Raw genomic sequence first — 17,440 nt, 5'->3', positions numbered from 1 at the left:
TTCAGCGTGTGGCACCCGGGCTGGGTGCCGTCAGCTCGCGGAGAATTTGATCCGTGGCCCGCGCATCCTGGCCTGGCGTGTTCATCGGCGGTGGCGGGGTCGCGGCACTGGGCGCGTTGGGGTTCTGGCCCAGGAGCTGCCGATAGATCTGGTCCTCGGCCTGCGCCTCGCGGCGAGCGGCCCCTGGTGTGGGGGCGATGCCGGCCGCGCGTTCCTGCGCGCCCGTCGCCGCCGGGTTCGGTTCGCGCTCGCGCAGGGGCGTTTGCGCCGCCGCCGCCTGCACGAAGATCAGGCCCCCCAGGACCAGCCACGGGCCAAGCCGCGGGAATTGCGTGACAGGAAGCATGTTCTTGCCCTCCGGATCGGCAGCTGCACCGCGCAGTTGAGGGCATCAGCGCCCGGGTGGCCAGCCCTTGGTGGGCGAAATCGGGTGCCTCACTCCGGCTCGATGCCCGCCGCGCGGATCGCGTTGGTCCATTTCACCGTCTCGCTGCGCATGAAGGCCACCGCCTCCTCCTGCGTGGAGGGCGTCACGGTCATGCCGAGCACCTGCTCCAGCCGCTGGCGCAATTCGGGGTTGGCGCTGGCCTGCCGCACGGCGGCGTTGAGCCGCGCGAGATGGGCCGGCGGCGTGCCGGCGGGTGCCGCGAGCACGAACCACGCGAAAAGCTCGTAGTTCGGCAGGTTGCCGGCCTCCGCCACGGTCGGCACATCGGGCAATTGCGGCGAGCGGGCGCGGGTGGTGACGCCCAGCACACGCAGCTGCCCCGACTGGCTCGGCGGCAGGATCACCGCCTGGTCGGCGATGAAAAGATCCACCCGGCCCGCGATCAGATCCTGCACGGCGGCGGGCGAGGCACGGTAAGGCACATGCAGCATCCGCACACCCGCCATCGAGGCCAGCATTTCGGCCGCGACACGCTGCGAGGAGGAGGCGGAGGCGAAGGAGACCCCCTCCGGCCGCGCGCGGGCGGCGGCCAGCAGGTCGGTCAGCGTGCGGTGCGGGCTGTTGGCGGGCACCGCCACCAGCAGCGGCACCGAAGCGAGCATCGAGGCGGGAACGAAATCGCGCTCCATGTCGAAGGGCACGCGGCGGAACAGCGCATTCGCCGCCGCATTGGTCGAATTGGTGCCGAACAGCAAAGTATTGCCGTCCGGTGCCGCGCGCGCCACGAATTCGGCGCCGATCAGCCCCGAGGCGCCGGCGCGGTTCTCGACCACCACGGGCTGGCCCAGCGTTTCACGCATGCGGTCGGCAAAGAGGCGCGCCACGATGTCCGTGGCGCTGCCGGCCGCGAAAGGCACGACGGCCCGGACCGGCGCGCTGGGCCATTCCTGGGCCAAGGCGGGAATTGCCGAGCCGATGGCGGCGGCGGTGAGCAGGGAGCGGCGCAGCAGCATGATGTTCCTCCGTTTGCGCCGCAGTTAGCGATGCGAAGGCGCTCAGGCAAGCGCCCTCAGGCCAGGGCCTGGCGCAGCGCCGCATGCGCCCGCGCGCTGTCCCGCGCCAGGCGCAGCAGGCCCGGCAACTCCAAAGGGTGCCGCAACAATGCGCCCAGCACGCGCAGCGGCGCGGGCGAGCCATCCGGGTTCAGCCCGACCGCCGCCGCGCGCGGCAGGGCCTGGTCCGGCCCATCCGCCACGGCCCGCAAGGCGGCGAAGGGAATGCCGCGCGCGGCCGCAAAACGTGCGGCGGCGCCGCTTTCCATATCCACCGCCAGCGCGCCGGAACGGCCATGCAGCGCGGCCTTGGCGGCGGCATCGGCCAGCAGGCTCCCGCTGGCCGCCAGCAGGCCGAGCCGCGCCGGAATCCGCCCGGCCAGCGCCGCCTGCCAGGGCACATCCACCGCCAGCACCTCCCCCTCCTCCCAGATGGCGGAGGCCAGCAGCAGCGCGCCCGCCTGCATCCCGGGCGCCAGGCCGCCGGCGATGCCGAAGGAGAGCACGGCCGTCGCGTCAGCCGGCCAGAGCGCCGCAAGCCGCGCGGGATCACCGCCGGATACCACCACGCACAGGCCCGGCGGCAGCAGCGCCGCCTCACTCCGCAACCCGACGGCAACGACGCAGCCGGGTGGAAACATCGCCTCAAGCATCGAGCGGCGGCGCGCGATCCTTCCAGGGGGCGGCGCGCTCAAAGCCATGCGCCACCCTGAACAGCAGCGCCTCGGTGAAGGAGGGGGTGACGAATTGCAGCGAGAGCGGCAGCCCACCGGAGGAGAGGCCGGACATCAGCGTGATCGCCGGATGGCCGCTCACGTTGAAGGGCGTGCGCGCCTGGCGGGGATAGGTGCGCTCCACCGCTTCCGTGTCGTCAATGCGGCAGGCGGGGTCCATGCTGCTGGCGGTCAGCAGCACATCGACGTCCGCGAAGGCGGCCTCGATCGCGGCGATGAGCTGGGTGCGGCGGCGTGAGGCGTGCATGTAGTCCACCGCCGGCAGGAACAGCCCGGGCAGCAGGCGGCGGCGGGTGACATTGGCGTATTCATCGGCGCGCGTGGTCAGCCATTCCTGATGCACGACGGAGCTTTCGGCATAGAGCACGGTGCGGTTCACGGCGGCGAATTCCGCGAGGTTGGGCAGCGTGACATTGCTGACCACCGCCCCCTCCGCCGCGAGCAGCCGGGCCGCCTCCTCCAGGGCCGCGGCCATCTCGGGCGAGGCGGGCATGTCGGTTTCGTGGAAGTGGCGGACGAAGCCGATGCGCAGGCCGCGCAAGCCGAGGCCCAGACTGCGCGTGTAATCCTCGCGGCCGGCCGACATCACATTCAGCATCAGCGCCGCATCGCGCACCGTGCGCGTCATCGGCCCGACATGATCGAGCGAGAAGGCGAGCGGAAACACGCCCTCGCGCGGGACCAGGCCATAGGTGGGCTTCAGCCCGACAATCCCGCAATGCGAGGCGGGGTGCCGCACGCTGCCGCCGGTATCGGTGCCCAGGGCCGCCGGCAGCATCCGCGCCGCCACCGCCGCCCCCGAGCCGGAGGAGGACCCGCCCGGATGATGCGCCGTGTTCCAGGGGTTGCGCGCCGGCGGAAACGGCAGGTCGAAGGCAGGCCCGCCAATCGCAAATTCATGGGTGGCGAGCTTGCCCGGAAACACCGCCCCCGCCGCGCGCAGCAGCGTCACCACGGCGGCATCCTGATCCGCCAAGTGATCCAGCCGCAGGCGCGAATGGCAGGTGGTCGGGTGGCCGGCGAGGTCAATGATATCCTTCAGGCCGATGGGAATGCCATGCAGCGGCGAGCGCGGGCCATTGCGCGTGATCTCGGCCTCCGCATCCCGCGCGGCGGCTTCGGCCTCGGGCAGCGTCAGGCGGATGAAGGCGTTGAGCCGGGGTTCGACCGCCGCGATGCGCGCCGCGCAATCGGCCAACAGTTCCACGGGCGAGAGATGCTTCGCCGCGATCAGGCCGGCGGCTTCGGCCAGCGTCAGTTCATGCGGGGCGGTCATGCGCGCGGCGCCGTGTGGGAGGACGTGGGCTCCAGCCGCGGATCGCTGGTGCGGGGCAGTGCCGCCTTGTGCTTCGCCAGCGTCGCCAGCGCCTCACGCACATCATCGGGGAAGCGCGCGGCCGTGGCTTCGAGGCCGGCGGCCTTGGCGAGGGCGATGGTGGCGTCATCCATGCTGGGGTCTCTCCGGGGTGATGCGCGGCAGAGTGACCCAACTGCCCGCGCCCCGGAAGCGGTGGCCGGAATAAATGCGGCGAGTGCCGTGGCAGGCTGTGCCGGGGGGGGGCGATGAGGATGCTCAAGCCGGGATTTCGCCCCGGCCCCGCGCCGCGCTACACCCGGGGCGTCGCATAATCGGGGAAAACGCATGCTGCCCTTGCAAGGCCTGAAGATCGTCGAGCTGGGGCACTACATCGCCGCCCCCTTCTGCACCCGCCTGCTGGCCGATCTCGGCGCGGAGGTGATCAAGGTGGAGCCGCCCGAGGGCGACCCGTTCCGTGGCTGGGGCTCCAAGAAGGACGGGCATTCGGTGTGGTTCAGCGTGCATGGCCGCAACAAGCTCTCCGTGACACTCGATCTGAAAAGCCCCGAGGGACAGCGCCGCGTGCGCGCCCTATGCGCGCGCGCCGATGGCATGGTGGAGAATTTTCGGCCCGGCTACCTGGAGCGCATCGGCCTCGGCCCCGCCGTGCTGCACGGCGATAATCCGCGCCTGGTCATCGCGCGCATCAGCGGCTACGGCCAGGACGGCCCTTATCGCGACAAGCCCGCCTTCGGCGCGATTGGCGAGGCGATGGGCGGCTTGCGCCACCTCACCGCCAATCCCGGCCAGAGCGATTACCCGCCGCCGCGCTGCGGGGTCTCCATCAGCGATGACCTGGCGGGGATGTATGCCGCGCTGACGCTGGTTTCCGCCTGCTGGGGGCGGGACCGCGTGGGCAGCACTCAGCCCGCCGGCCGCGTGATTGATCTGGACCTGGTCAGCAGCGTGTTTTCGCTGATGGAGGGCATGCTGCCGGAATACGGGCTGACCGGCGCCATCCGCCAGCCAGCAGGTGCGGCCATCCCGACCGCGGCCCCCACCAACACCTACCCTTGCGCCGATGGCAAATGGCTCTGCGTGGCCGGCAACTCCGACCTGATCTTCCGCCGCCTGATGGCGCTGATCGGGCGCGAGGACCTCTCGGCCGACCCGCGCATGGCGACCAATGGCGGCCGCTGCGAATACGCGGCCGAGCTGGATGCCGCCATCGCCGCCTGGACGCGCACCCTGCCGGCGCGTGAGGCCGAGGCGTTGCTGGAGCAGGCCGAAGTCCCGTGCTCGCGCCTCTATGATATCGCCGATTGCGCGGCCGATCCGCATTTCCGCGCGCGCGGCACGGTTCTGCCCGTCCAGGACCCCCTGCTGGGCGAGGTGCTGCACCCGGCGCCCCCCTTCCGCCTCGATGGCGTCACCCCGGCTGAGATGGTGCGCTGGACGGGGCGCGCGGCCGGGGCCGATAATGACCATGTGTTCCATGACTTGCTGGGAGAAGCCCGATGAACGTCACCCTTTCCGAGGTTTCCCCGCGCGACGGCTTGCAGCCCATCGCCGCTTTCGTGCCGACCGAGACGAAGATCGCCCTGGTGCGCGCGCTGCATGCGGCCGGCATTACGCGCATGGAGGTGGGCAGCTTCGTCAGCCCGCGCGCCATCCCGCAAATGGCCGATACGGCGGATGTGCTGCAGGTGGCCAAGCAGCTGGATGGGCTGGAATGCACCGTGCTGGTGCCCAACCGGCGTGGCTTCGATGCGGCGGTGGCAGCCGGTGCCGATCGGCTGGGCTTGTTCATGTCCCTGACGGAGGGCCACAATCAGGCGAACCTCAATCGCTCCCGCCAGGCGAGTTTCGATGATCTTTCGGCCATCGTGCGCGATGCGCCGCGCGGCGTGAAAATCCGCTTCAACCTCTCCTGCACCTTCCATTGCCCCTTCGAGGGCGTGGTGGATGAGGCCGAGGCGCTGTCCTGGGTGGAACGGGTGGCGGCGCTGAACACAGAGATGGAAATCTCCCTGTGTGACACCACGGGCAATGCCGCCCCCAACCAGGTGGGGCGGATGATGCGCCAGGCCATCGCGAGCTTCGGCGACCGCTTCGCCTATCACGGGCATGACACCTACGGCATGGGCCTGGCCAATATGGCGGCCGCCTGGGAGGCCGGGTGCCGCGTGTTCGACGCTGGCTCGGGCGGGATTGGCGGCTGCCCCTACGCGCCCGGGGCCACGGGGAATACGGCGATGGAAGACGCCGTGTGGATGTTCACGCGCATGGGGGTGCAGACCGGGGTGGACTGGCAGCGCCTGCTGGCGGCGGCGGATCTGGCGGCGGGGATTCCGGGCGCCATGCCGGGCGGGCGGGTGCGCGGCGTCCCGGGGGCGCGAAAGGCGGCCTGAGGCGACTTTGCTCTCCCGGAAGCACCCATCTGGTTGCTCGCTTGCTGGAGCTTGGGTTGCCATGCTTGCGGACCATTGCAGCCCGAGGGCTATCACTTGGCCTGCCTGATGACGGCCATCACCAACGCGAACCGCCACGAATCAACCGAGTTCCGCGCCCTGGTGGGATAGCGCGCCCACCCCTTCCCATTCCCGCCCCGATCCCCTAGACACCCCCGCACGGTGGCACCCCTGGAGGCCGCCTCTCGGCGCACGCCCATCGTGTGCCGTAGAATCACACCCGTTAAGGAGCAGTTGGCATGGTCCAAACCATCAGGATCGAAGCCGCGGCGCGCGGGCGTGCCGGTAAGGGGGCGGCGCGCGCGACCCGGCGAGAGGGGCTTGTCCCCGGTGTTGTCTATGGGGCGAAGCAGGAGGCGACGCTGGTCGCTTTCGATCCCCGCGACATCATGAAGGAAATGCACAAGGGCGGCTGGCAGTCGCATTTGTACGAAGTGGCGGTCAAGGATGGCCCGACGGAACGCGCGCTGATGCGCGACATTCAGTTCGACCCCGTGACGGACCGCCCGCTGCACATTGATTTCCAGCGTCTGGCGCCCGGTGCCCGCATCCGCGTGAAGGTGGCCGTGGCCTTCCTGAACGAGGATACCTGCCCCGGCATCAAGACCGGCGGCGTGCTCAACGTCGTTCGCCGCGAAATCGAAGTGCTGGCCGATGTGGATTCGGTGCCCGAGCGCTTCGAGATCGACCTGGCCGAAGCCAAGATCGGTGACAGCCTGCGCTGGTCCGCCGTGAAGGACATGGCCGGCGCCAAGCCCGTCATCACCGGCCGCGATTTCGTGGTGGCGACCGTCGCCGCCCCGACCGTGGTCGAGGATATCGTGGCCGCAGCCCCCGCCGAGGTCCAGGCGACCAAGCAGAAGCTGCCCCCCGGCAAGGCCGCTGCCCCCTCGGGCGGCCCGGCCAAGGCGCCCGCCAAAAAGAAGTAAGAAGCCATGCTGCTTTGGGTGGGCCTGGGCAATCCTGGCCCGGAACACGCGAAGCAGCGCCACAATATCGGCTTCATGGCGCTTGACGCCATTCAACGCCGCCACGGGTTCAGCCCGTGGCGGTCCAAATTCAAGGCGGAGCTGGCCGAGGGCCAATTGGCCGGCCGCAAGATCCTCCTGCTGAAACCGCAAACCTACATGAATCTCAGCGGTGAGGCGGTGAAGCCCGCCAGCGCCTTCCACAAGATCGCGCCGGGTGACATCACCGCCTGGCATGACGAGCTGGACCTCGCCCCCGGCAAGCTCCGCGTGAAGCAGGGCGGCGGCACGGCCGGGCATAATGGCCTGCGCGACATGCAGCGCGCGCTTGGCACCGCGGAGTTCGGCCGGGTGCGGCTGGGCATCGGCCATCCCGGCCACAAGGACCGCGTCAGCGGCCATGTGCTGGGCAACTTCGCCAAGGATGAGCTTTGGGTTCCCCCCCTGCTCGATGCCCTGGCCGATGCGGCCCCTTTGCTCGCCGAAGGCAAGGACGCCGAATTCATGACGCGCGTCGCACTGCTGACGCAGGAGGTTCGCTGATGGAAACCATGGGCACGGAAGATTTCTACGGCGGCCCCGGCCCCGAGGATTTGCTGAACGCCGCCGCCGCCATCGCCCAGGCGCTGCGCCAATTCGCGGCCACCGAGGCGCAGGCGGCTGCCGGCCTGCGCGCCTGCCTGCCCGCCGGCGGGGATCCGGGCCCGATCAGCGATATCCGCCGCGCCAAGGCCGTCGCTTTCGCCGCCGCGGAAGCCGCCAGCCGCGCCGCCCTGCTGCTGGAAGCAGCCGATCTGCTGGCGCCCGGCGGCACGGCCGATACCATCGCCACGGCCCTCGGCAATGCCACCAAGCGCGCGGGCCTGGCGCCTGGCGTACTGGTCCCCATGCTGCGCGCCGCCGCCCTATCCCTGCCGACGGATGATGCCTCCGCCCGCATCGCGGCCTCGATCCGCGTGCAGGAACTGGCCCACCGCCTCGCCTCCTAACCAGCTTCGAACGGAACTGACCCGATGGGCTTCAATTGTGGAATCGTGGGCCTGCCCAATGTCGGCAAGTCCACCCTGTTCAATGCGCTGACGCAGACCGTGGCCGCGCAAGCCGCGAATTACCCCTTCTGCACCATCGAGCCGAATATCGGGCGTGTTGCCGTACCGGACCCACGCCTGGAAAAGCTGGCGGCCATCGGGAAAAGCCAGAAGATCATCCCCACCAGCCTCGAATTCGTGGATATCGCGGGCCTGGTGCGCGGCGCCTCCAAGGGCGAAGGGCTGGGCAACCAGTTCCTCGGCAATATCCGGGAGGTGGATGCCATCGTGCATGTGCTGCGCTGCTTCGAGGATGGTGATGTGACGCATGTGGATGGCAGCGTGGACCCGCTGCGCGACATGGAGACCATCGAGACCGAGCTGATGCTGGCCGACCTCGACAGCCTGGAAAAGCGCCTGCCCGCCCTCCAGAAGAAGGCGCGCGGCAATGACAAGGAAGCAGCCGCGCAGCTCGCCCTCGTGGAAGCTCTCTTGCCCGCCCTGCAAGCCGGCCGCGCGGCCCGCACCGCCATCCCCAAGGGTGAGGAGGAGGCCGCCAAGCGCCTCGGCCTGATGACCACCAAGCCCGTGCTCTATGTCTGCAACGTGGATGAGGCAGCAGCCGCGACGGGCAATGCCCATAGCCAGCGGGTGATGGAATTCGCCGCAGCCGCGAAGGCCAGCGCCGTCGTCGTCTCCGCCGCCATCGAGGCCGAGATCGCCCAGATGGCCGAGGCCGACCGCGGCGAGTTCCTGGAAACGCTGGGCCTCTCCGACAGTGGCCTCGATCGTGTGATCCGCGCGGGGCATGACCTGCTGGGCCTGATCACCTATTTCACCGTCGGCCCCAAGGAAACCCGCGCCTGGACCATCATCCGCGGCATGACGGCGCCGCAGGCGGCGGGCGTGATCCATGGCGATTTCGAGCGCGGATTCATCGCGGCCGAGACCATCGGCTATGACGACTACATCGCGCTGGGCGGCGAAAAAGGTGCCAAGGAAGCCGGCAAGATGAGCGTCGAGGGCAAGACCTACATCGTGCGCGATGGCGATGTGATGCTGTTCCGCTTCAACGTCTGAGGCTCACCACATCGTCTTGGCGGCGCGCTCCGGCCATTCGGAATCATAGCGGGCACCGCCCACCTCCCCCGCCGTCAGCGCCGCCAGGATCTGACCTGGCGTCGGCAGCTCTGGCACCGCATGCGGCTCCCACAGCTTCGCGCGGATCAGCGCGCGGGCGCATTGGAAATAGATCGTCTCGATGCGGATGATGGCGATGCTGCGCGGCAGCTTGCCGTCCATCGCGAAGGATTGGCACAGCGCCGCATCGGCAGTGAGTTGCGCAGTGCCGTTGATCCGCAACGCATTGCCGTGGCCGGGGATCAGGAACATCAGCGCCACGCGCGGGTCGCGGATGATGTTGCGCAGGCTGTCGATCCGGTCATTGCCGCGCCGGTCCGGCAGGGCGAGCGTGACCTCATCCAGGATGCGCACCAACTGCCCCGGCGCATCGCCACGCGGCGAGCAATCCAGCCCCTCGGGACCGCTGGTGGCCAGCGCCATGAAGGGCGCCGCCTCGATGATGCGGCGGTATTCCGGCGTCACGCGCGGCGCCTCTTTCTGCACGGAGGCCGCGCCCGGCGCGCCGTAGAGCGCGTGCAGTTCTTCCAGCGTGGCGAGGAACTTCACCCCTTCACCCCCAACCGCCCGGCCATTTCCTGGATGAATTGCCAGGCCACGCGCCCCGAGCGCCCGCCGCGTGTCACGGACCATTCGACGGCAGCGGCCCGCAATTCCTCCTGGCTCACCGGCAGGTCCATCGCCCCGGCATAGCCCTCGATCATCGCGAAGAACGTGTCCTGGTCGCAATTGTGGAAGCCGACCCAAAGACCAAAGCGGTCACTGAGCGAGACCTTCTCCTCCACTGCCTCGCTCGGGTTGATGGCGCTGCCACGCTCATTCTCGATCATGTCGCGCGGCATCAGGTGGCGGCGGTTGGAGGTGGCGTAGAACAGCACATTGGCCGGCCGCCCCTCGATCCCGCCATCCAACACGGATTTCAGCGCCTTGTAGTCGGCATCCTCCTTCTCGAAGGAGAGATCGTCGCAGAACACCAGGGCGCGGCGCTCCTGCACGCGCAGATGGCCCAGCAGCTCCGGCAGGGTGCGGATATCCTCGCGGTGGATTTCGATCAGCGCGAGCGAGCCCGGATGCAGCCGGTTCGCCTCGGCATGGGCGGCCTTCACCAGGGAGGATTTGCCCATCCCGCGGGCGCCCCAGAGCATGGCGTTGTTGGCCGGAAAACCCCGCGCGAAGCGCAGCGTATTCTCCAGGATGATGTCCTTCTGCCGCGCCACACCCTGTAGCAGAACGAGGTCCACCCGGCTGACCTTGGCCACCGGCGCCAGGCGCTGCTGGGCGGGGTGCCAGACGAAGGCATCGGCACCTTCCAGGCGGGGCGGCGGGGCCGGCGGTGGGGCGATCCGCTCCAGGGCGGCGGCGATGCGGGCGAGGAGTTCAGTGTCCATGCCCCGCTTGAAGCGCTGCTGAACGGTTGACGCAAGCCTTCGGGCGGTTCATCTGCCCTGCATCCCTTTCCCCATTGCGAGGCCCGATGCTCATCTCCCCCGCCTATGCCCAGGACGCCGCCGGTGCCGGCGCGATCGTCATGCAGCTTTTGCCGCTGCTGCTGATCTTCGTCGTCTTCTATTTCCTGCTGATCCGCCCGCAGCAGAAGAAGATGAAGGAGCACAAGGCCATGCTGACCAGCCTGAAGCGCGGTGACCGCGTGATCACGGCCGGCGGCATCCTCGGTGAGATCAAGTCGGTCAAGGATGGTTCGGACGAGGTCGAGATCGAAATCGCGACCAATGTGCGCGTCACCGTGGTGCGCGGCACCATCGGCAGCGTGATCCGGCCCGAAGCCGCCAACGACGCCAAGGGCTGAGCGGGATGTGGCGCGGCGGCCGGTCTGACCATGGCCCCGCCGCCCACCATGTCCGTGGCTGAGGCCATGCGGCTGCGGTTGGTCGAAACGCCGCAACTGAGTATCGCCGTGGAGGAGCACGGCCCCGAAACGGGGCTGCCGATGATCCTGCTCCACGGCTTTCCCTATTCGGCCCGCTGCTATGACGGCCTGCTGCCGCATCTGGCGGGGCACCGCCTCCTCGTGCCGCATCTGCGTGGCTATGGGCAGACGCGGCTGAAGCCGGGCATGCCACGCTCCGGCGCGCAGGGCGCGCTCGGCGCTGATCTCCTGGCGTTGATGGATGCGCTGGCCATCCCTTCCGCCATCCTCGCCGGCTATGATTGGGGCGGCCGCGCCGCCTGCGTGGTGGCAGCCTTGCACCCCGCGCGCTGCGCCGGCCTGCTCAGCTGCACCGGCTACAACATCCAGGACATCGCCCGCGCCAATGAACCGCAGCCGCCCGAACGCGAGATGCGGCACTGGTATCAATTCTACCTGCATGGGGAGCGCGGGGCGCGCGGCCTGGCACAGAACCGCGCCGCATTCTGCCGCCTGCTCTGGTCCCTCTGGTCGCCCGCATGGCGCTTCACCGAGGTGGATTTCGCCGCCAGCGCCGCGCATTTCGACAATCCGGATTTCGTCGAGGTGGTGCTGCACTCCTACCGCCACCGATTCGGCCTGGTCCCCGGCGATCCCGCGCATGACGGCATCGAGGCCGCATTGGCCCAGCTGCCCCCCATCACCGTCCCCACGCTCGATCTGCATGGCGCGGCGGATGGCGTGAACCCGCCCCCCGCACAGCCCTCGCCCCGCTTCACCGGCCGCTTCGAGCGTCGCCTCCTGCCAGGCGTGGGCCACAACCCGCCGCAGGAAGCGCCCGCCGCCTTCGCCCGCGCTCTGCTGGATCTGGCCTGACGCCGCAGCGCATCTCGCAGCCGCGAAGCGCCCTGTTGCGTCGCGCCCGGCAAACCACGCAGGCTCGTCGAAAAGCGAGGAAGCCCCCGAATGCCGATCACACGCCGCGCAACCCTGGCCGCGGGGCTTTTTGCGCCCAGCCTGGCGCTCGCCCAGAGCCGCTTCCCCGACAAGCCCTTGCGCGTCTACGTCCCCTGGACACCGGGCGGCGCCACCGACATCCAGATGCGCATGGTGTGCGAGATCGCGTCGCGCCATCTGGGCCAGGCCATCATCGTCGAGAACAAGCCCGGCGCCTCGGGCACGCTCGGCGCGCAGGCCCTGGCGCGGGAGGCACGGCCGGATGGCTACACGCTCAGCCAGATGCCCAATGGCGTGTTCCGCATGCCGGCGATGATGCGCGCGCAGAACATGCCGCCGCCCTTCGACCCCCTGCAGGATTTCACCTGGGTGATCCGCATGGTGGGCTATATGGGCGGCGTGGTGGTGCGCCCCGATGCCCCCTGGCGCAGCCTGCGCGAATTGCTCGACCACGCCCGCGCCAACCCCGGCACGCTGTTCTACGGCACCCCCGGCGCCAATACGACCGATGTGGCGATGACGCGCCTCGCCCGGCTGCTCGGCATCGAATGGACGGCCGTGGCGTTTCGCGGGGCCGCGCCCAATCTGCAGAACCTGCTGGGCGGGCAGATTCACTTCTCGGCCGAGACCTCGGCCTGGGCCGACATGGCGCTGGAGGGCCGGGTCCGTCCGCTTGGGCTGTGGATGTCCCAGCGCGCCGTCCGCTTCCCGGATGTGCCGACCTTCCGCGAACTCGGCCATGATGTGGTGGCCGAGAGCGCCTATGGCATCGCCGCACCGCGCGGCACGCCGCCCGCGACGGTGAACATCATCCATGACGCCTTCAAGCGCGCCGTGCATGACCCGCAGCATCTGGCCGTGCTGGCCCGCTTCGACATGCCGGTGCGCTACCTGGACAGCGAGGCCTATGCGAATGACGCCATCGCGGTGAACCAGCAGGAGATCGAGACCGTGCGCGAATTGGGCCTGCGCCCCGGCGGATGATGCGAAATCCGGCCGGGGTGACGTGACTTGCCCGCTTGCCAGGGCGCGATATCTGCCACAAACCAAGCCCCATGCAGCTGCGTGCCGATCACCATCCCCCCCGCGCGAGGCAGTGCCGGATGACCGCTCCGCCCTGCCCCCAGCGCCTGCGCGGCTGAGGCCAGCCATGCCGCTCATCGCCCTTTTGCGCCAGGGCATGGTGCTCTCCCTGGGCTGGGTGGTCTGCGCAGCCATGGCGCTGACCTATGTCGGGTTTTTCTGGGCGCTGCTGCTGCTCATCATCTGGGCGGCGCTGCTCGTGCGCTTCCAGCGCAGCACCGTCGAGCACGCCAAATCCATCGCCAAACTCCAGGGAACCAAACCATGATCCGCATCCACGGCGTCGCCAAATCCCGCGCCTTCCGCTGCATCTGGGCGGCCGAGGAAGCGGGCCTGCCCTATGAGGTGATCCCGGTGGGCTTTGGCCCCGGCATGAAATCCGCCGCCCATCTCAAGGTGAACCCCAACGGCAAGATCCCCGCGATGGAGGATGGCGCGCTGGTGCTGTTCGAAAGCCTCGCCATCAACCTGCACATCGCGGCCCGGGCCGGCGCGCCGCTCAACCCCGGTGGCGATGACCATAGCCGCGCGATGCAATGGACACTCTGGGCCGCGACCGAGGCCGAGCCCGCCGCGATGCAATGGGCCTACAACACCTATCTCCGCCCCCCGGCCGAGCGCGATGCCGGCCAGGCGGCAGCGGGTGCGGCCGGCCTCTCGGCGCGGCTCGATGTGCTGGAGGGCCAGTTGGGCGCCAATCCCTATCTGCTCGGCAATGACTTCACCATCGCCGATTGCAACCTGGCTGGCGTGCTCTTTGGCGCCTGGTCCAACAACTTCGATTTCGGCGGCCACGCGAAGGTGAAGGCCTGGCTCGATCGCTGCTTCAACCGCCCCGCGGCGCTGGCCGCCCGCGCGCTGCGCGATGCAGCCTGACGCCCTGATCGAGACGGCCCGGCGCCTCGATGCGCTGGGCTTCATGCCGAGCAAATCGGGCAATGTCTCGCAGCGGCTGGGGGGCGGGTTTCGCATTACGCCCTCGGGCCTGCCCTATGCGGCACTGACCGGGGACGCGCTGGTGGATGTGGCGCTGGATGGCACGGTCCTCGCGGGCGAGCGCCGCCCCTCCTCCGAATGGCGCCTGCATGCGGAGATCTACGCCGCCCGGCCCGAGGTGCAGGCCATCGTGCATACCCACAGCCCGCGCGCCACGGCCCTCTCCTGTGCGCGGCGCGGATTGCCGCCGTTTCACTACATGATCGCGCTGGCCGGTGGCGATGACATCCGCTGCTCGGCCTATGCCACCTTCGGCACCCAGGCGCTGGCCGAGGCCGCCGTCGTGGCGCTGGCCGGCCGCCGCGCCTGCCTCTTGGCCAATCACGGCGTCGTAGCACTCGGCACCACGCTCGCCGCCGCCGAAACGCTGGCGCGGGAGGTGGAAAACCTCGCGGCCGAATATCTCGATCTGCTGGGCGCGGGGCTGGCGCCGGTGCTGCTGACGCCCGGTGAAATGGTGGCCGTCACCGCGCAGTTCGACGGCTATGGCAGGCTGACCTGACCACACGGACCGGTTACCCGCGCCCATGCCGAAGCATTTATTGACGCTTTTCCCGAAACGCTGGAGGTTTCGCGTGTTTTGAGCCACACGCGAACGGATAGAACCATGAAATTGCGCCGCCTCCTCCTCGCCGCCCTGATGACGACCGGCATCGCCGGCGCTGCCAGCGCCCAGTGCGATACCAGCTTCACCCTGGTGAACCGCTCCGGCGCCACGGTGCAGGAATTCTACTTCGGCTCGAGCGCGCAGCGCAGCTGGGGCACCGATCAGCTCGGCACCAATGTGCTCGTCAACGGCGCCACCATGCGCTTCCGCGCGCGCAACGCCGGCGCCAATGACTTCAAGATCGTCTGGGCCAACGGCCAGACGGCCGAGCTGATGCGCATTGATATCTGCGTGACGAGCGAAATCGTCGCCACGCGCAGCGGCATGGAAGCGCGCTGAGGCATTCACCGGCGGATCGGCTTTGCAGCAACACGCAAAGCCGATCTGCCAGACGGGCCCTGCGCTTAATACCCCTCCTTCAGCAGCGGAAATGCGCTGTGGACGGAGGGGAACACCACGGGCGGCGCGCCCAGATGCACATGGCCACGGTTGAGCTGGCCGAAGCTGTTCACCCCCGTCAGCCCCAGCGCCTTGATCACCTCATCCTCCAGGATTTCCAGCAGCCGCTCGATCCCCTCCGCACCCTCGGCCGCGAGGCCATAGAGGTAGAGGCGTCCAAGACCCACCCAATCCGCCCCAAGTGCCACCGCCTTCACGATGTCGGTCCCGCGGCTGAAGCTGCCATCCACCATGATCTTGGCGCGGCCGGCGACAGCCTCCACCACCTCGGGCAGCACATCGAGCGAGCCGCGGCCACCATCCAGCTGGCGCCCGCCATGGTTGGAGACGTAGATCACATCCACCCCATGCTCGCAGGCGATAGCCGCATCCTCGCCCGTGCCGATGCCCTTCAGGATCAGCGGGATCTTGTGCTTCTGCTTGAAGCGCGCGACTTCCCGCCAGGAGAGTGCGGCCTGGTGGTCCATGCCGGTATTGGCCGCCCGCCAGGTCTTCACGAAGCGCTTGGCGATATCCCGCTCGCGGCGTGAGTAATGCGCCGTGTCCACCGTCATGCAGAAGGCGTCATAGCCGGCGGCGATCACCCGTTCCGCATAGTCATCCACGAAGGCGTCATCGCCGCGCACATAGAGCTGGAACACCTTGGGGCCGGTTGCCGCCTTGGCGCAGGCCTCAAGCCCGGGCTGGCTCACGCTGCTCAGCATGAAGGGGATGCCGAAGGCGCCCGAGCCCTTGGCGACACTGACACCGCCGCCCGGCTCGAAGCTCTCCAGCGAGCCCACCGGCGCGCAGAACACCGGCAGGCGGATCCGGTGGCCGAAGAAATCCACGCTGGCATCCACCTTGGAGACATCATTCAGCACGCGCGGGCGCAGCGCCACGGTGTCAATCGCCATCCGGTTGCGGGCGAGCGTCGTTTCCGTCTCGGTCGCACCCACCAGGTAGTCCCAGACATTGGCGTTCAGTTTCACCTTCGCGGCCTTCACGAATTCGTGCAGGACCTGGAAGCGTTCTTCAAAATTGCGCATGGCGTTTCTCCGCATCGTTCTGGGCAAAGCTATCTTGTGCGGATGAATTCGGAAGCCCCCCCTCTCGCGGTTCCGGCGCACAAGCGCGACAATCCCCCCAACCCTGGGGGAGAGCCTGATGAACGCCACCGAACGCCGCCACCGCGCCCGCGCCGTGCTTGAGGGGGCGGCCTGCATCCACCCCGCCTCGGTGCATGATCCGCTCTCGGCCCGCATCGCCGAGGAATTGGGGTTCGAGCTGGGGATGTTCGCCGGCTCCACCGCCTCCCTCGCCATCCTGGGCGCGCCGGATCACATCCTGATCACGCTGACCGAATTCGCCACCCAGGCCCGGCGCATCACCCGCGCCGGCACCCTGCCGCTCGTTGTGGATGCCGATCACGGCTACGGCAATGCGCTCAATGTGCAGCGCACGGTGGAGGAGCTGGAGGTGGCCGGCATCGCCGCCATGTCCATCGAGGATACCGACCTGCCGCGCCCCTTCGGCGCCGCGAAGCCGCGCCTGATTTCCATCGCGGAAGGAGTGGGCAAGATGCGCGCAGCCGTGGCGGCGCGGGTGGATGCGAGCCTCTGCATCTTTGCCCGCACCGGTGCGATGAGCATGACCAGCCGCGATGACTGCCTGGCCCGCATCCGCGCCTATAATGACTGCGGCACGGATGGCATCTTCCTCACCGGCGTCACCACCCGGGCCGAACTGGACGCGGCGGCCGAGGTGGCGAAGCAGCCCCTCATCCTGGGGACGCTCAGCGCCGAGATCACCGACCGCGCCTATCTCGCCAGCCGCGGCGTGCGCATCGCATTGCAGGGCCACGCGCCCTCCCAGGCGGCGGCCCAGGCCATTCACGCGACGTTGAAGGCCCTGCGGGACGGGGCTTCGCCCGGCAGCCTCACTGGCCTGCCGGAGAAGGGCGCCATGGCGCGCTGGACGCGCGAAGCGCCCTACAGCGACGCCATGCGGCGCTTCCTCGACTGAACGGCCATCGGAGCCGCCGATGGGTGGCATCGGCGCATTTCCATCGCGCCCGGGTGCGTGGGTTCGCTATCCTCACGCCATCACACGCGGAGGGTTGAGATGTGATGGAAAAATGGCGTTTCAGCGCCTTCGTCGCCGGTGCGGCGGTGGGCGCCATCCTGGCGGGGGGCTTCGCCTTCGCCCAGGGCCAGCAGGTGCTGCAAGGGCAAAGCTACGGCGTGGCGCGCGGACAGACCGCAACGCTCTTCTGCGTCACATCGAACGGCGCCCCGCAGACGCGCGGCGCCCCACTCGCGCAGCAGGCCCGTATCACGGTCGGCACCACCGCGAATGTCGCGGTGGTGCACGTCACCTGCTTCGATTGAAGGCGGCCACGCGGGGCCGTCCTT

23 protein-coding genes are annotated in these 17,440 nt (G+C 69.1%); 15 read left to right on the top strand and 8 right to left on the bottom strand.

Annotated elements, in window-relative coordinates:
• Window position 1 precedes the first annotated feature (1 nt).
• The 5 genes from LHU95_RS10470 to LHU95_RS10450 form a co-directional block, all read right to left on the bottom strand.
• Window positions 2-346: a hypothetical protein gene (locus tag LHU95_RS10470; RefSeq protein ID WP_248711304.1), complete on the bottom strand. Its 345-nt coding sequence runs from the start codon at window positions 344-346 to the stop codon at window positions 2-4.
• 89 nt (window positions 347-435) lie between these two features.
• Window positions 436-1,401: a tripartite tricarboxylate transporter substrate binding protein gene (locus tag LHU95_RS10465; RefSeq protein ID WP_248711303.1), complete on the bottom strand. Its 966-nt coding sequence runs from the start codon at window positions 1,399-1,401 to the stop codon at window positions 436-438.
• Window positions 1,402-1,457: 56 nt separating this feature from the next.
• A complete protein-coding gene (locus tag LHU95_RS10460; protein WP_248711302.1) occupies window positions 1,458-2,081 on the bottom strand; it encodes a nucleoside phosphorylase in 624 nt (207 codons plus the stop codon).
• A gap of 4 nt (window positions 2,082-2,085) precedes the next feature.
• Window positions 2,086-3,450 (bottom strand): amidase, encoded by a 1,365-nt coding sequence (locus tag LHU95_RS10455; protein WP_248711301.1) that lies wholly within the window; start codon window positions 3,448-3,450, stop codon window positions 2,086-2,088.
• Window positions 3,447-3,623 (bottom strand): hypothetical protein, encoded by a 177-nt coding sequence (locus LHU95_RS10450; protein ID WP_248711300.1) that lies wholly within the window; start codon window positions 3,621-3,623, stop codon window positions 3,447-3,449. Before LHU95_RS10450 ends, LHU95_RS10455 begins: the two co-directional genes overlap by 4 nt.
• Before the next feature lie 193 nt (window positions 3,624-3,816).
• Here LHU95_RS10450 and LHU95_RS10445 point away from each other — a divergent pair, with 193 nt between their 5' ends.
• From LHU95_RS10445 to ychF, 6 genes are all read left to right on the top strand, one after another.
• A complete protein-coding gene (locus LHU95_RS10445; protein WP_248711299.1) occupies window positions 3,817-4,992 on the top strand; it encodes a CoA transferase in 1,176 nt (391 codons plus the stop codon).
• On the top strand, window positions 4,989-5,882 hold the full coding sequence (locus LHU95_RS10440; RefSeq protein ID WP_248711298.1) for a hydroxymethylglutaryl-CoA lyase: 894 nt from the start codon (window positions 4,989-4,991) through the stop codon (window positions 5,880-5,882). The genes LHU95_RS10445 and LHU95_RS10440 overlap by 4 nt, the downstream gene beginning before the upstream one ends.
• Window positions 5,883-6,181: 299 nt before the next feature.
• Window positions 6,182-6,871, top strand: coding sequence for a 50S ribosomal protein L25/general stress protein Ctc (locus LHU95_RS10435; RefSeq protein WP_248711297.1), 690 nt, complete (start codon window positions 6,182-6,184; stop codon window positions 6,869-6,871).
• Window positions 6,872-6,877: 6 nt separating this feature from the next.
• Entirely contained in the window at window positions 6,878-7,453 is a 576-nt protein-coding gene (gene pth, locus LHU95_RS10430) for an aminoacyl-tRNA hydrolase (RefSeq protein ID WP_248711296.1), read from the top strand.
• A complete protein-coding gene (locus tag LHU95_RS10425; protein ID WP_248711295.1) occupies window positions 7,453-7,899 on the top strand; it encodes a hypothetical protein in 447 nt (148 codons plus the stop codon). Before pth ends, LHU95_RS10425 begins: the two co-directional genes overlap by 1 nt.
• A gap of 24 nt (window positions 7,900-7,923) precedes the next feature.
• Entirely contained in the window at window positions 7,924-9,018 is a 1,095-nt protein-coding gene (ychF, locus tag LHU95_RS10420; protein WP_248711294.1) for a redox-regulated ATPase YchF, read from the top strand.
• 3 nt (window positions 9,019-9,021) lie between these two features.
• Here ychF and LHU95_RS10415 read toward each other — a convergent pair whose 3' ends face one another.
• Both LHU95_RS10415 and LHU95_RS10410 read right to left on the bottom strand, forming a co-directional pair.
• Window positions 9,022-9,627, bottom strand: a complete 606-nt coding sequence (locus LHU95_RS10415; RefSeq protein ID WP_248711293.1) for a pyridoxamine 5'-phosphate oxidase family protein — start codon at window positions 9,625-9,627, stop codon at window positions 9,022-9,024.
• Window positions 9,624-10,466 carry an ATP-binding protein gene (locus LHU95_RS10410; RefSeq protein ID WP_248711292.1) on the bottom strand — a complete coding sequence of 281 codons (843 nt, stop codon included), beginning with the start codon at window positions 10,464-10,466 and terminating at the stop codon, window positions 9,624-9,626. Before LHU95_RS10410 ends, LHU95_RS10415 begins: the two co-directional genes overlap by 4 nt.
• An 86-nt stretch (window positions 10,467-10,552) precedes the next feature.
• Here LHU95_RS10410 and yajC point away from each other — a divergent pair, with 86 nt between their 5' ends.
• The 7 genes from yajC (at window position 10,553) to LHU95_RS10375 (ending at window position 14,927) form a co-directional block, all read left to right on the top strand.
• Window positions 10,553-10,885 carry a preprotein translocase subunit YajC gene (gene yajC / locus LHU95_RS10405; RefSeq protein WP_248711291.1) on the top strand — a complete coding sequence of 111 codons (333 nt, stop codon included), beginning with the start codon at window positions 10,553-10,555 and terminating at the stop codon, window positions 10,883-10,885.
• A gap of 30 nt (window positions 10,886-10,915) precedes the next feature.
• On the top strand, window positions 10,916-11,821 hold the full coding sequence (locus tag LHU95_RS10400; RefSeq protein WP_248711290.1) for an alpha/beta hydrolase: 906 nt from the start codon (window positions 10,916-10,918) through the stop codon (window positions 11,819-11,821).
• Window positions 11,822-11,911: 90 nt separating this feature from the next.
• A complete protein-coding gene (locus LHU95_RS10395) occupies window positions 11,912-12,886 on the top strand; it encodes a tripartite tricarboxylate transporter substrate binding protein (RefSeq protein ID WP_248711289.1) in 975 nt (324 codons plus the stop codon).
• A 166-nt stretch (window positions 12,887-13,052) separates the two neighbouring features.
• The gene (locus LHU95_RS10390; RefSeq protein WP_248711288.1) at window positions 13,053-13,253 is read left to right on the top strand and encodes a hypothetical protein; all 201 of its coding nucleotides are present in this window, start codon (window positions 13,053-13,055) and stop codon (window positions 13,251-13,253) included.
• Entirely contained in the window at window positions 13,250-13,861 is a 612-nt protein-coding gene (locus tag LHU95_RS10385; RefSeq protein WP_248711287.1) for a glutathione S-transferase family protein, read from the top strand. Before LHU95_RS10390 ends, LHU95_RS10385 begins: the two co-directional genes overlap by 4 nt.
• Window positions 13,851-14,483: a class II aldolase/adducin family protein gene (locus LHU95_RS10380; RefSeq protein WP_248711286.1), complete on the top strand. Its 633-nt coding sequence runs from the start codon at window positions 13,851-13,853 to the stop codon at window positions 14,481-14,483. The genes LHU95_RS10385 and LHU95_RS10380 overlap by 11 nt, the downstream gene beginning before the upstream one ends.
• Window positions 14,484-14,588: 105 nt before the next feature.
• Window positions 14,589-14,927: a hypothetical protein gene (locus LHU95_RS10375; RefSeq protein ID WP_248711285.1), complete on the top strand. Its 339-nt coding sequence runs from the start codon at window positions 14,589-14,591 to the stop codon at window positions 14,925-14,927.
• A 65-nt stretch (window positions 14,928-14,992) separates the two neighbouring features.
• Here LHU95_RS10375 and LHU95_RS10370 read toward each other — a convergent pair whose 3' ends face one another.
• The gene (locus tag LHU95_RS10370) at window positions 14,993-16,075 is read right to left on the bottom strand and encodes an alpha-hydroxy acid oxidase (protein ID WP_248711284.1); all 1,083 of its coding nucleotides are present in this window, start codon (window positions 16,073-16,075) and stop codon (window positions 14,993-14,995) included.
• Between the two features lie 118 nt (window positions 16,076-16,193).
• Between LHU95_RS10370 and LHU95_RS10365 the strand changes: the two genes are divergently transcribed.
• Window positions 16,194-17,051 carry an isocitrate lyase/PEP mutase family protein gene (locus LHU95_RS10365; protein WP_248711283.1) on the top strand — a complete coding sequence of 286 codons (858 nt, stop codon included), beginning with the start codon at window positions 16,194-16,196 and terminating at the stop codon, window positions 17,049-17,051.
• 104 nt (window positions 17,052-17,155) lie between these two features.
• On the top strand, window positions 17,156-17,416 hold the full coding sequence (locus LHU95_RS10360; RefSeq protein WP_248711282.1) for a hypothetical protein: 261 nt from the start codon (window positions 17,156-17,158) through the stop codon (window positions 17,414-17,416).
• Window positions 17,417-17,440 lie beyond the last annotated feature (24 nt).

The organism is Sediminicoccus sp. KRV36, from assembly GCF_023243115.1.
GTDB lineage: Bacteria > Pseudomonadota > Alphaproteobacteria > Acetobacterales > Acetobacteraceae > Roseococcus.
The sequence above is the reverse complement of the archived record's forward strand: the minus strand, read 5'-3'. Positions and strand labels throughout refer to the sequence as shown.